The organism is Barnesiella sp. ET7 (assembly GCF_024733785.1).
In the GTDB taxonomy this organism is placed as follows: domain Bacteria; phylum Bacteroidota; class Bacteroidia; order Bacteroidales; family Barnesiellaceae; genus Barnesiella; species Barnesiella merdigallinarum.
This window is the reverse complement of sequence record NZ_JANRHM010000007.1, coordinates 1-13,022: the sequence shown is the minus strand read 5'-3', so window position 1 is coordinate 13,022 and position 13,022 is coordinate 1. Positions and strand designations below refer to the sequence as shown.

The 13,022-nt window shown below is 52.1% G+C and carries 14 protein-coding genes and 1 other RNA gene; 8 read left to right on the top strand and 7 right to left on the bottom strand.

Annotated elements, in window-relative coordinates; all coding sequences use genetic code 11:
• Nucleotides 1-20: 20 nt before the first annotated feature.
• Nucleotides 21-881 carry an RNA polymerase sigma factor RpoD/SigA gene (locus NW211_RS05680; protein WP_008862117.1) on the bottom strand — a complete coding sequence of 287 codons (861 nt, stop codon included), beginning with the start codon at nucleotides 879-881 and terminating at the stop codon, nucleotides 21-23.
• 233 nt (nucleotides 882-1,114) lie between these two features.
• A complete protein-coding gene (locus NW211_RS05675) occupies nucleotides 1,115-2,614 on the bottom strand; it encodes a Do family serine endopeptidase (protein ID WP_087407512.1) in 1,500 nt (499 codons plus the stop codon).
• 276 nt (nucleotides 2,615-2,890) lie between these two features.
• Between NW211_RS05675 and rnpB the strand changes: the two genes are divergently transcribed.
• The 3 genes from rnpB to NW211_RS05660 all read left to right on the top strand — a co-directional run bounded on the left by rnpB (nucleotide 2,891) and on the right by NW211_RS05660 (nucleotide 5,035).
• Nucleotides 2,891-3,239: RNase P RNA component class A (gene rnpB, locus NW211_RS05670), an RNA gene on the top strand.
• Nucleotides 3,240-3,272: 33 nt separating this feature from the next.
• Complete coding sequence (locus tag NW211_RS05665) at nucleotides 3,273-4,646, top strand: YihY/virulence factor BrkB family protein (protein ID WP_258327224.1); 1,374 nt, start codon at nucleotides 3,273-3,275, stop codon at nucleotides 4,644-4,646.
• A gap of 11 nt (nucleotides 4,647-4,657) precedes the next feature.
• A complete protein-coding gene (locus NW211_RS05660; protein ID WP_258327223.1) occupies nucleotides 4,658-5,035 on the top strand; it encodes a RidA family protein in 378 nt (125 codons plus the stop codon).
• Here the strand turns inward: NW211_RS05660 and NW211_RS05655 are convergent.
• From NW211_RS05655 to NW211_RS05635, 5 genes are all read right to left on the bottom strand, one after another.
• Complete coding sequence (locus NW211_RS05655) at nucleotides 5,016-6,308, bottom strand: folylpolyglutamate synthase/dihydrofolate synthase family protein (protein WP_087407509.1); 1,293 nt, start codon at nucleotides 6,306-6,308, stop codon at nucleotides 5,016-5,018. The two genes, NW211_RS05660 and NW211_RS05655, sit on opposite strands and share 20 nt — an antisense overlap.
• 10 nt (nucleotides 6,309-6,318) lie before the next feature.
• Nucleotides 6,319-6,867: a chromate transporter gene (locus NW211_RS05650; protein WP_258327313.1), complete on the bottom strand. Its 549-nt coding sequence runs from the start codon at nucleotides 6,865-6,867 to the stop codon at nucleotides 6,319-6,321.
• Nucleotides 6,868-6,876: 9 nt separating this feature from the next.
• Nucleotides 6,877-7,452, bottom strand: coding sequence for a chromate transporter (locus tag NW211_RS05645; protein WP_087407507.1), 576 nt, complete (start codon nucleotides 7,450-7,452; stop codon nucleotides 6,877-6,879).
• A gap of 174 nt (nucleotides 7,453-7,626) precedes the next feature.
• Nucleotides 7,627-7,923, bottom strand: coding sequence for a thioredoxin (gene trxA / locus NW211_RS05640; protein WP_258327222.1), 297 nt, complete (start codon nucleotides 7,921-7,923; stop codon nucleotides 7,627-7,629).
• A gap of 71 nt (nucleotides 7,924-7,994) precedes the next feature.
• On the bottom strand, nucleotides 7,995-8,423 hold the full coding sequence (locus NW211_RS05635; RefSeq protein WP_258327221.1) for a hypothetical protein: 429 nt from the start codon (nucleotides 8,421-8,423) through the stop codon (nucleotides 7,995-7,997).
• Between the two features lie 404 nt (nucleotides 8,424-8,827).
• Between NW211_RS05635 and queC the strand changes: the two genes are divergently transcribed.
• The 5 genes from queC (at nucleotide 8,828) to galK (ending at nucleotide 12,991) form a co-directional block, all read left to right on the top strand.
• Nucleotides 8,828-9,481: a 7-cyano-7-deazaguanine synthase QueC gene (queC, locus tag NW211_RS05630; protein ID WP_258327220.1), complete on the top strand. Its 654-nt coding sequence runs from the start codon at nucleotides 8,828-8,830 to the stop codon at nucleotides 9,479-9,481.
• A 20-nt stretch (nucleotides 9,482-9,501) separates the two neighbouring features.
• Complete coding sequence (locus NW211_RS05625; RefSeq protein WP_087407503.1) at nucleotides 9,502-9,861, top strand: 6-carboxytetrahydropterin synthase; 360 nt, start codon at nucleotides 9,502-9,504, stop codon at nucleotides 9,859-9,861.
• Nucleotides 9,858-10,439 carry a 7-carboxy-7-deazaguanine synthase QueE gene (locus NW211_RS05620; protein ID WP_258327219.1) on the top strand — a complete coding sequence of 194 codons (582 nt, stop codon included), beginning with the start codon at nucleotides 9,858-9,860 and terminating at the stop codon, nucleotides 10,437-10,439. The genes NW211_RS05625 and NW211_RS05620 overlap by 4 nt, the downstream gene beginning before the upstream one ends.
• Nucleotides 10,440-10,725: 286 nt before the next feature.
• Nucleotides 10,726-11,802 (top strand): aldose epimerase family protein, encoded by a 1,077-nt coding sequence (locus NW211_RS05615; RefSeq protein WP_087407501.1) that lies wholly within the window; start codon nucleotides 10,726-10,728, stop codon nucleotides 11,800-11,802.
• 37 nt (nucleotides 11,803-11,839) lie between these two features.
• Nucleotides 11,840-12,991, top strand: coding sequence for a galactokinase (galK, locus tag NW211_RS05610; RefSeq protein ID WP_087407500.1), 1,152 nt, complete (start codon nucleotides 11,840-11,842; stop codon nucleotides 12,989-12,991).
• Nucleotides 12,992-13,022 lie beyond the last annotated feature (31 nt).

Here is a 13,022-nt window from a genome sequence, read left to right as displayed (position 1 = left end):
CTGTCTTTACGGGCAGGCAGTTAACCCAAATAAGTTTTTAACAATTTGCTTCTCGAGGCGGTGCGGAGCCGTCTGATGGCCTTCTCTTTGATTTGGCGTACACGCTCACGGGTCAAACCGAATTTATCGCCAATCTCTTCGAGGGTCATCTCTTGACAACCGATGCCGAAGAACATTTTGATAATTTCGCTTTCACGCGGTGTGAGTTGTTTCAGTGCCCGGTCTATCTCTTTCGAGAGCGACTCGTTGATAAGCGAGCGGTCGGCAATGGGGGAGTCGTCGTTGACCAGCACGTCGAGCAGACTGTTGTCTTCACCCTCGACAAACGGGGCATCGACCGAGATGTGACGGCCCGATACCTTCAGCGTATCGGAGATTTTGTCGACGGGTATATCCAACTCTTCGGCCAGCTCTTCGGGCGACGGGCGACGTTCGTTCTCCTGTTCGAATTTCGACAGCGCCTTGCTTATCTTGTTGAGCGAGCCTACCTGGTTGAGCGGCAAGCGTACGATACGCGATTGCTCGGCCAAGGCTTGCAGAATGGACTGACGAATCCACCATACGGCATAAGAGATGAATTTGAAACCTCGGGTTTCATCGAATTTCTCGGCGGCTTTGATCAATCCTAAGTTTCCTTCGTTGATTAAGTCGGGGAGGCTCAATCCCTGATTTTGATATTGTTTGGCAACCGAAACAACGAAACGCAAGTTGGCTCTCGTCAACTTCTCCAAAGCTGCATGGTCGCCTTTTTTGATGCGTTGGGCGAGCTCTACCTCTTCTTCTACCGTAATTAAGTCCTCGCGTCCGATTTCTTGCAGGTATTTATCCAGAGATGCACTCTCCCGGTTGGTAATCGATTTTGTAATTTTTAATTGTCTCATCTTGCAATATAGAGATTTGGGATTGCAAATATAGTATATTTGTTGTTAATAACGTAACAAAAAATGTTTAATTTTGAACGCGTGTCGGTAAAATCCTCGATTTGAGAACCGAGGCTTTATCATCCGCATCAATACAACGCTCGATGGTTCGTTCTGTTTCCCTCGTTAATGATATTTGGAATTTGTATACAGAAACAGGGATAAGGCCCTCGCGAGCCTTATCCCCGGTATGATTAGTCAGCCAAATCTACGGCGTAGTACATCATCTTTCCATTGGGGTATACACCCGTGATGAACATTACTTTCTGGGGTTGGTTCGACTTCACAATCGAGTCGTACATGCTCTCCAGATCGCTTACCGATTTCATGGGGGTGTTGTTGATTTCGAGGATGACAAACCCGTCTCTGATACCGGCCGATTTGAATTTGCCGTTCTTCAGGCCGATAACCTGTACACCGTAGCGGATATTCATCTCTCTCAGGCTCTTGGCGTCGAGCTCCTTGAATCCGGCGCCCAGCGAGTCCATACCGGCGATTTTGGTGATCTCGGTATTACCCTGGCTGTTCTTGAGGGTGAGCGATACGGTCTTCGACTCTTTGCCTCTCAGCAACCCGATTTTGATTTTGTCGCCGGGACGGTATTTGCTCAACTGCTCGGAGAGCATGGCGCCGTTCTTGATTTTCACATCGTTGATCGAGGTGATTACATCGCCCTCTTTGATACCGGCCTCCATGGCAGCGCTGCGGTTATAGACCTCCCCTACATAGATACCCTCCTGAACCTCGAGGTTCTTGGCCTTGGCTACGTCGGAGTTGATTTCGACATATCCGATACCCAGCACGGCACGTTGTACGGTTCCGTACTCCTTGAGGTCGGCGATAACCTTGCTCACGATCGAGGTAGGAATGGCAAACGAGTAGCCGGCATAGCTACCGGTCTCGGAGTAGATGGCGGTATTGATACCTACCAGCTCGCCGGCCGTGTTGACCAGGGCACCTCCACTGTTGCCGGGGTTCACGGCTGCATCGGTCTGGATGAAGGCCTCGATACCCATCTTCTGGCTGTGGGGGTTGAGAGCGCTGATGCTACGGGCTTTGGCGCTGACGATACCGGCCGTCACGGTCGAGGTAAGTCCCAGCGGGTTACCTACGGCCAATACCCATTCGCCCACTTTCAGATTGTCCGAATCGCCGAATTTGACGATGGGCAGGTCTTTGGCATCGATTTTAATCAGGGCCAGGTCGGTCGAGGGGTCGGTACCGATTACCCGGCCGTTGAAGGTGCGGTTGTCGTTCAGGGTGATGTCGAGCTTGTCGGCCCCTTCGACCACGTGGTTGTTGGTCACGATATATCCGTCGGGGGTGATGATTACACCCGAACCCAGACCCGTACGGGGTTGAGGCTCGATGTTACGGCCGCCCTGTCCGAAGAAGTATTCGAAGAAGGGATCGGTAAATCCGCCCATCTGGCTTTGCTTGGGGGTAGAGGTCGACTTGATGCTCACCACGGCATTGACCGTGTTTTCGGCCGCTATGGTAAAGTCGGTCTCGACAGCCGGATGGTTGGCAACTCGTGTGAAGCGGGTGGGCTGTGCATAACCGCTTTCGAGTGGTTGATCCTCGATTTTTGAATTGGCGGATCTATTGATTAAACTGAATGCTCCGATGGTAACCCCGGAACTTAGGATTGCCACTAAAGCAATACCCATCAATTTTTTTCCGTAAGAATTCATAATCTATTTGTTTTAAGTGTTAATATTCTGTTGTATTTAAGTTTTTGTGACGTTAAATTTAATACATTTCTCGTGCCATTATAATCGTGCCAACCTCTTTTTAAGCTCTTTTAATAAGCGGGATAGCGGCTTAACAGGGGTTAACGCGGCGCACAAGTAAAAAACGAACTTGAGGGGGTGATTGGTATGTCAGATTGACTGTTAAATTATCTATTTGTCAAAAATCGGCTGACACTTTTGCCTTCTTTGCCATTTTTATGCTTATCTTTGTCTCGTACAGCAGGACGGTCTGTCGCTCGCCTTGTGCGGGAGGAAAGTCCGGGCAACACAGAGCACCATATTTCCTAACGGGAAGCTATTCGTGAGGGTAGAGTCGCGTAACAGAAAATAACCGCTGCGCAAGCAGTAAGGGTGAAAAGGTGAGGTAAGAGCTCACCGGGCTTTACAGCAATGTAGAGTGCCGTACGTCTTATGGGTTGTAAGGTTATGTATACCGGCGTTGTAGGGTTGCTCGCCCGATGCCGGGGGGTAAACCGCTAGAGCCCTGTGGTGACACAGGGTCGAGATAAATGACAGACGCTCCCGCAAGGGAGTACATAACCCGGCTTACAGGCCTGCTGTATTTTTTTGTGAAATATGTTCCGAGCAATATAAATATATGGCTAAGCGTAAGAAGAAACCCTCGTTTTTTGCTCGAGTCAGTTCGTGGGTGAGGTGGTTTTGGCAATTTGTCTCGGTCGATATATGGCATATTACCGAGTATAAACTGCACATCCATATACTCAAAACCCTGAACCTGTCGGTCCGCTGCTTCCTGAACGAGAAGTTGCAGGAGAAGGCTTCGGCTTTGACCTTCAGTTCCATCCTGGCTATTGTGCCGGCGCTGGCCATGCTCTTTGCCATCTGCAAGGGTTTCGGTTTCCAGCACATCATGCAGAGCCAGCTCTTCGATTATTTCCCGGCCCAGCGTCAGGCGCTGGAGTATATGTTGAGTTTTGTCGACCAATACCTCGACCAGATGAAGGGTGGGGTATTTGTGGGGATAGGCCTCTGTTTTCTGCTGTGGACGCTTATCAGTCTGCTATCGAATATCGAGAAGGCTTTCAACGATATTTGGCAGGTGCAGGGCGGTCGCTCGTTCTATCGCAAGGTGACCGACTACACCTCGATGTTTCTGATTCTGCCCATCCTTATGGTGGCCTCGAGCGGTTTTTCCCTCTTCATGTCTACCATGCTCAACTCGTCGGTGGTGTTTGAGTTCATGACGCCGCTGCTGCGCTGGGTCTTCCGATTGGCCCCCTACATCCTTACGGCCCTCTTTTTTACCGCCATTTATATCTTCATCCCCAACACGAAGGTAAAGTTCAAGTATGCCTTTATCTCGGGTCTCATTTGCGGAACGTCTTTCCAGATATTTCAATACATATATATATCGGGACAGATATGGGTGTCGAAGTACAATGCCATCTACGGTAGCTTCGCATTTCTGCCGCTGTTGCTTATCTGGATGCAGTTCTCGTGGCTCATCTGTCTGTTCGGGGCGGTGCTTACCTATTCGTCTCAGAATGTAGTCAATTTCAATTTCGAGAAGGAGACCAACCAGATTTCGCGCCGCTACTCCGACTACATCGTGCTGGTTATTGCTACGGTCATCGTGCATCGTTTCAGAGACGGGCTGCCGCCCCTGACCAAGGGGCAGATTTCGCGCCGTTATGCCATACCCATACAGTTGGTGGAGCGGACAGTCGAGACGTTGGAAGAGGCCGGTGTCGTGTCGCAAACCCTCTCGGAGGAGGAGCGGGTGCCTGCCTACCAGCCGGCTATCGACATCAATAAACTGTCGGTAGGCTATCTGTTGCGGGCTATCGATCGCGAGGGCGATGAAGACTTCATCAATAATTTGAAGGACGACTTTCCCCGCGAGTGGCGGGTTATCGTTGATACCCGTCGGCTCATGGAAGAGGCCGGCGACAAGGTTGGTTTGAAAGATTTAGAAATCGAGGAGAGCCGTGTGGAACTCCCGCAAAAATAAACTACGGACATATGAAAAAAGTAATTTCCACGACTGCAGCACCCAAGGCCATCGGGCCTTACAGCCAGGCTATCGAAGCCGGCGGTATGATTTTCCTTTCGGGACAACTCCCCATCGACCCGGCTACGGGCACCATGCCCGAGGGCATCGAGGCGCAAACCCGCCAATCGTTCGCAAACATCAAGGCCATACTGGCCGAGGCCGGTTGTACGGTCGATCACATCGTCAAGACCACGGTCTACCTGGCCGACATGTCGCTCTTCGCCCCCATGAACGAGGTCTATGCCCAACAGTTCTCGGGAGCCTTCCCGGCCCGTTCGGCTTTCGCCGTCAAAGAGTTGCCCAAGCTGGCACTGGTCGAAATCGAAGTTATTGCGGTAAAGGCATAAACTGCAACAAATCGGCCACGATAAAGGTACTGCCGCCTACGAAGATAAGGTCTTCGGGGCGGCTCTCTTTTTGTGCGGCCGTTACCGCCTCTTTTACCGTGGGGAAGCTCCGCCCCTTCAGCCCGGCCTGGGTAGCCAGCGCTTCGAGTTTGTCTTGCGGCAGGGCTCGGGGAACCGAGGCCCGGGTAAAGTAGTAGGTAGCCTCCTTGGGCAGCATGGCCAGTACCCCCGAAATATCCTTGTCGTTGACCATACCGATGACGATGCGCAGCGTGTCGTAGTGCTCGTTGCGTAGTTGGCGGGCAATATACTGCATGCCGCCGGTGTTGTGGCCGGTGTCGCAGATGAGTCGGGGCGATGCCTGCAACTGCTGCCAGCGGCCCATCAATCCGGTGAGCCGGGTGACGTGGGCAAAGGCTTCGTAGACCGATTGGTCGGTGATGCGATAGCCCAGCTCGCGCAGACGAGCCACAGCTGTGAGCACGGTGGCGGCATTCTTCTCCTGGCAGAGGCCGCCCAGTTCGCCGAAGAGGTGGGGATATGCCGGCGAGTCGAATTCCCATCCGCGGGCACTCTGCCGGGCCGAGTCGAAGCGCACGCACTCCTCGGCAAAGAAGATAGGGGCACCCACCTCGCTGGCCTTGTCGATGAATACCTGTTTGACCTCGCCCTGTGCCTCACCGATGACTACGGGGATGCCGTGTTTGATGATGCCGGCCTTCTCGCGGGCAATCTGGGGCAGGGTGTGCCCCAGCATCTGCACATGGTCGTAGCTGATGTTGGTAATCACGCACAAGTCGGGAGTGATGATGTTGGTACTGTCGAGACGTCCGCCCAATCCTACCTCGATGACGGCTGCGTCGACCGCCTGGCGGGCAAAATAGTCGAAGGCCATCATCATGGTCAACTCGAAAAACGAGGGGTGAATGTGGAGCGTGGGAGCCAGATGCTTTTCGGCGAAATCGATGACCTCCTGGCGGGGAATCATTTGGCCGTCGATGCGTATGCGCTCTCTGAAGTCCACCAGGTGGGGCGATGTATACAGCCCCGTTTTATAGCCGTTGAGCTGCAGTATCGAGGCCAGCAGATGCGATACTGAACCTTTTCCGTTGGTGCCGGCGATGTGCAGGGTGTGGAATTTGCGGTGGGGATGCCCGAAGTACTCGTCGAGTGCTTCGCTGTTTTGCAATCCCGGTTTGTAAGCTGCGCTCCCTACTTGCTGAAACACCGGGAGCTGCCGGTATAGATATTCCAAAGTCTCTTCGTAGTTCATGATCGTCTGTTTAATAGAGAGCATATCCCGCCACACCGGCCAGAACAATCACCAGTATGGGGTGTAGCCGGGTGTAGTGCACCAGCACGAACGAGACGACCGCGATGGAGATACTCAGCGTGTAGTCGGGGAAATTCTCCTTGTTCATAAGCAGCAGGGCTGCCGAGGCAATCAACCCCACGACTACGGGACGTAAACCGGCAAATATGCTTTTGATAATAGGATTTTCTTTGTGCTTGAGGATAAAGTGGCTGATCATCAGTACCAGAATGAACGAGGGCAGACACACGGCAAAGGTGGCTACCAGCGAGCCCCACACGCTGTTGCCCGTGGCTACATAGCCTACATAGGTGGCACTGTTGATACCGATGGGGCCGGGGGTCATTTGCGAAATGGCCACGATGTCGGTGAACTCGGTAGGGGTGAGCCACGGTTGGCTTTCGCCATAGTGGATGACCTCGACCGCTTCGTGCTGAATGAGGGAGAGCATGGCGTATCCGCCGCCGAATCCGAACAGGCCAATCTTCAAATAGGCCCAGAACAAGTTAAGATAGACAATCCACATGGCTTATTTCTTTTTCTCGTTATACCGCTTTTTGATGCGACTGATGATGTGATTGTAATAAATGACGCCGCCGATACCACCCAGCAGGACGAACCAGATAGGAGAGATGCCTCCCATCCAGATACCCAGGGCTACGACGATAGGGATGATTACGTTTTTGAGGTTGATGCGGGCTGTCTTGGCGGTCGAGAGTACGGGCGACACGATGAGTGCGACTACGGCCGGTCGTATACCCTTGAAGATGCTTTCGATTACCGGGTTGTCGTAGACCTGTACGAACCAGATGGCGATGGCCAGGATAATCAGGAACGAGGGGAGTATCGTGCCCAGCGTAGCGGTCAGGCTGCCCTTCAGGCCCCGTAACCGGTTGCCCACCAGAATCGAGATGTTTACGGCCAGGATACCCGGCAGCGATTGGGCGATGGCCAGAGCGTCGATGAAGTCTTCGCGCTTGATCCACTGCTGCTTGTCTACAACCTCCCGTTCGATAATGGGTATCATGGCCCAGCCGCCTCCGAAGGTAAAGGCTCCTATCTTCAGGAACGACGTAAATAGTTTCAGATATATACCTGCTTTCATAGGCTTTTGCTCTGTTCGATATGAGTACAAAACAGGGGCAGGCTATGGGTCACAATCGCCTGGCCCCTCTTTTTTAGGCGCTGCAAAGGTACGAAATAATATGGTACACGCGACAAAAAGCTACTCTTCCGTGATGGAAAACTTGGTAACTCTCTCTCGCCGTGGACTCTCTTCTCAGAGATAGGACGATAGAATTTGCTCCAGCTCGTACAGGGGAAGCGCCCCCGACTGCCGCCAGGCAATCTGCCCGTTTTTCCAAAGGATGAGTGTGGGTACCGATTGAATCTGGTAGGCCATGGCCATCGGCTGGTTTTTGTCGATGTCGATTTTAAGGACAATGAGTCTGTCGCCCATCTTGTGTTTCAACTCTTCGAGTACCGGCTTCATCATTTTGCAGGGGCCGCACCATTCGGCAAAGAAGTCGACCAATACCGGCGTGTTGCCGGCAATAATTTCCTGAAATTTTCCCATTGCAATAAGTATTAAACAATCGATATATAATCGTGCAAGTAACGGCTGTGCGAGTCGTTTGGTTCGTTGTGCTAAAAGATGTTGTTGTCGTGACAGTCGACCAACCAACGTCCTTCGCGATTGACCAGAACGAGACTGATGCGCCGTATGATTTTATGCTTGTTCGAAAAGAATAGTTTCCCATCGATAAAGAGGGTGTCTTGTGTCGCATTCATCTCCGAACGCGATACGGTGAAGTGAGTGGGTTCGCTCTTCAATTCGTCGCTTTGGCTTCCCACCAGAGTCTCGAACAGGTGTACGGTCTCGACCGATTCGGGTGTGACCAGTTTGCGGGCTTCGTCGAAATTGGCGTTGGTGAGGTTCTCGACAAACGAGATGGCAATCACCTCGGGTCCCACCGGATGCGGGACAGGCGGCGCCGTGAGAAACAGCAGCGGAAAACCGACGGCCAGTGCGGTGAGGGTAAGGAATATGATGCGAACGCGTGTCTTGGCTTTCATTGCGGGTTTGAATTTGATGGTACATGAAGCAAAAGGGGGGAAGTCGTCGGTCGGGTGACCCGTCTGTCGGTACCCTTTTGCCGAAAGTATCCCCCTTCTTTTGTAACGATGTCTGCAGCCGACGGCAAAAGTCTGACGAGCCTGTGATGCTTTGCTTTGGCCGCTTTATCTTTTCTACAAAGATAACTATTTTTTGAAAGGCTTATGAGCTATTTGCCGGGAGTATTGCAATTTTTAGTTTATCTTTGCACATAACGAAGGTTGACAGCCGTTCGGCAAGGTTTGAAGTGAGCCGTTTGGGTATGTAGAAGAGGCCCGGTTGTCGCTCGCCGCGAGTTCCTGATTATATCCGGGTTGTGGGGACAGGCAGTTTTTACCCGGGAGAATTTAATGAAAAGAAGAGTATGAAAGATTCGTTGATAGTCGTTTCGGGCGGCATGGACAGCATCACACTGCTGCACGAGTATGCCGACCGCATAGCGTTGGGGGTATCGTTCGATTACGGGGCCAATCACAACGCCAGAGAGATACCGTTTGCCCGGCTCCATTGCGAGCGGTTGGGCATCAAACACATTGTCATACCGCTCGCCTTTATGAAGGAGTATTTCAAAAGTTCGTTGCTGAGCGGGGGCGAGGCGATACCCGAGGGCCATTATGCCGACGAGAACATGAAGAGCACCGTCGTGCCGTTCCGCAACGGCATCATGCTGTCGATAGCCTGCGGCATAGCCGAGAGCAACGGGCTCAAGCGGGTACTCATCGCCAATCACGGTGGCGACCATGCCATCTATCCCGACTGCCGCTCCTCCTTCATTCGGGCCATGAACGAAGCCATGCGCGAGGGAACCTACGAGCACATCGAGATATTGGCTCCCTATACCGAGATTACCAAAACCGACATCGCCCGCCGGGGCAAGCAGTTGCACGTCGACTATGCCGCGACCTGGTCGTGCTACAAGGGCGGCGAGAAGCATTGCGGCAAGTGTGGTACCTGTGTCGAGCGCAAAGAGGCCCTGCGCGATGCCGGAATCGACGACCCTACCGAATACGAAGAATAACAAAAGAACAGAGCATCGATATGTATTACGTTGCAAAGACTATGGAGATTGCGGGAGCGCACGCATTGACGCTCTCATACGAAAGCAAGTGCGAGCAGTTGCACGGCCACAACTGGATTGTTACCGTCTATTGCAAGGCCCGGGAGCTCAATGCCGACGGTATGGTGTGCGACTTCAAGCACATCAAGGACAAGATTCACGGCTATCTCGACCACGGTAACCTCAACGAGTTGTTGCCCTTCAACCCCACGGCCGAGAACATAGCCCGCTGGATAACCGAGCAGATACCCGAATGTTATAAGACCAAGGTACAGGAGAGCGGCGGAAACATTGCCGTCTATCGGGTAGACGACTGTGCCGATGACGATTTTGCCCTATGAGAGTCAACGAAATTTTCTATTCCCTGCAGGGCGAGGGTCGGTTCACCGGCACGGCGGCCATCTTTATCCGGTTGTCGGGGTGTAACCTGCGTTGCAGTTTCTGCGATACCCGCCACGACGATTATACTCTTTATACCGAAAACGATATTGTGGCAGCCATTGCTTCGTATCCGGCCCGGCATGTGGTGATTACCGGCGGTGAGCCTACCTTGCAACTTACTCGCCTGCTGGTCGATAAACTGCATGAGGCGGGGAAATTCGTACAAATCGAGACCAATGGCTCGATAGCTTTGGAGCCCGATGTGGTCGCCGCAATCGACTGGATTACCTGTTCGCCCAAGGCTCTGCCCGTGAAAATCGGGCGGGTCGATGAGCTCAAGGTGGTTTATGAGGGGCAGGATATGGCTCCCTATGAGGCGATGGCCCGTTCGTACGGGGCTTATCGTAGTCTGCAACCCTGCGATACGGGCGATGCAGACCGCAATGCCTCTCTGCTCGATGGAGCCGTGGCCTATATCAAGGAGCATCCCGAGTGGCGACTTTCGCTCCAGACACACAAACTCATCCATATTCCGTGAAGAACAATCTCTGCCGAGTCAGGAGGGTGGGAGAGTACCGGGCATGGCCATGGGCCCGGAGAAAAGCTTTTCATATAAGCTGTTTAGATAGAGCCGTTTGACCGAGAAGCTCTATCGGTGTTGTGAGGAAACTAAGTTCCTTCAAGATTTGGTGTATAAAATTTTGTTAAATATTAACAATCGGAATAATTTTAAGTAAAAGCCGCCCAAAATTTTTGCAAGAAAAAAAGATAACATTAACTTTACACAATCAATCAATAATTCAGTTAACCTTAAAAAGAAGAATATGGATATGACTCTTTCAGGCTTGAATCCGACACATTTCCAAGGAGTTGTCGATGGAAAGAAAACAGCCCTCTATGTATTGGTGAACAAGAACGGATGCGAACTGGCCTTGACGAATTACGGGGCTCGTATCGTTTCGCTTATGGTTCCCGACAAAACGGGGAAAATGACAGATGTAGTTACCGGTCACAACAATATACAGGAATACCTCTCTTCGGAAGAACCTTATTTTGGTGCTACGTGCGGCCGATATGCCAATCGTATTGCCAAAGGTAAGTTTACAATCGACGGTGTGCTGTACGACAAGCTGGCCATCAACAACGGCCCCAACACGCTGCACGGCGGTATCAAGGGCTTTAACTTCCAGGTATGGGATGCCCGCCAGATCGATGGCCAGACCATCGAGTTCTCGCGCTTGTCGCCCGACGGCGAAGAGGGATTCCCCGGCAACCTGCGGGTAAAGGTCACCTTCAAACTCACCGACGAAAACGCCGTGGATATTACCTATCTGGCCGAGACCGACAAGGCTACGATTCTCAACTTGACCAACCACTCTTACTTCAACCTTTCGGGAGCGGGCGATCCCTACATCGGCGACCATCTGCTGTGCATCGATGCCGATTACTATCTGCCTACCGACGATACAGCCATTCCCTATGGCGAGAAATCGTCCGTAGAGGGAACCCCGATGGATTTCAGAAAACTCTACGAGGTGGGGAGCCGCATCGACGAGCCTTTCATTCAGCTCATCTACGGCAAGGGCTATGACCACACCTACGTACTGAACAAGAAACACCCGGGCGAGTTTGCCTTCTGTGCCGAGTGCATATCGCCCAAGACGGGCATCGTGCTCGATGTGTATACGACCGAACCCGGCGTGCAGCTCTATACCGGCAACTGGATGACGGGCAATTTCATCGGCAAGAACGGCCAGCGCTATCCCATGCGGGCCGCTCTCTGTCTCGAGACCCAACACTTCCCCGACAGTCCCAACCATGAGAACTATCCGTCGGTCATTTTACGTCCGCACGAGAAATTCGAAAGTCACACCCAGTTCAAGTTTTCGATTCAAAAATAATCAGTTATATAAATTACAATCATTTTAATTTAGTATTATGGATATAGAATTTGTAAGAAGTCGTTTTATCAAACACTTCGATGGCTCTACGGGGTCGGTATATGCTTCTCCCGGACGTATTAACCTGATTGGCGAGCACACCGATTACAACGGTGGATTCGTATTTCCCGGCGCAATCGACAAAGGCATGGTAGCTGAGCTCAAAATAAACGGAACCAACAAAGTGCGGGCTTACTCGATAGATTTGAAAGATTATGTAGAGTTCGGTTTGAACGAGGAGGATGCTCCCCGGGCAAGCTGGGCACGCTATATCTTTGGTGTATGCCGCGAGATTATCAAACGCGGCGGAAAGATTGCCGGCTTCAACACGGCATTTGCCGGCGATGTGCCTCTGGGTGCCGGCATGTCTTCGTCGGCCGCTTTGGAGAGCACCTATGCCTATGCCTTGAACGATATGTTCGACTGTGGTATCGACAAGTTCGAGTTGGCCAAGATTGGGCAGGCTACCGAGCACAACTATTGCGGAGTAAACTGTGGCATCATGGACCAGTTTGCCTCGGTATTCGGTAAAGCCGGCCACCTTATCCGTCTCGACTGCCGTTCGCTCGAGTATCAATATTTCCCCTTCAATCCCGAGGGCTACCGTCTGGTATTGCTCGACTCGGTAGTGAAACACGAGTTGGCTTCGTCGGCCTACAACGACCGTCGTAAATCGTGCGAGAATGTAGTGGCTGCCATCCAGAAGAGACACCCCCACGTAGAGTTCCTGCGCGATGCCAACATGGATATGCTCAACGAGGTGAAGGGTGAGATTACGGCCGAGGATTACATGCGTGCCGAGTATGTAATCGGTGAGGTTCAACGGGTACTCGACGTGTGCGACGCCCTCGAGTGCGGCGACTACGAGACCGTGGGCAAGAAGATGTACGAGACTCACTATGGCATGAGCAAACTCTATGAGGTGAGCTGTGAAGAACTCGACTTCTTGAACGAAATAGCCAAAGAATGTGGCGTGACCGGTTCGCGCGTGATGGGTGGCGGCTTCGGCGGTTGCACCATCAATCTGGTGAAAAACGAACTCTACGATCACTTTATCGAAACGGCCAAAGCCCGCTATAAAGAGACCTATGGCCGTATGCCCAAGGTATACGACGTTGTCATCTCCGACGGAGCCCGCAAGCTCTGCTAAGTGGTAGAAGAGATAACTCGATAGAAAAAAT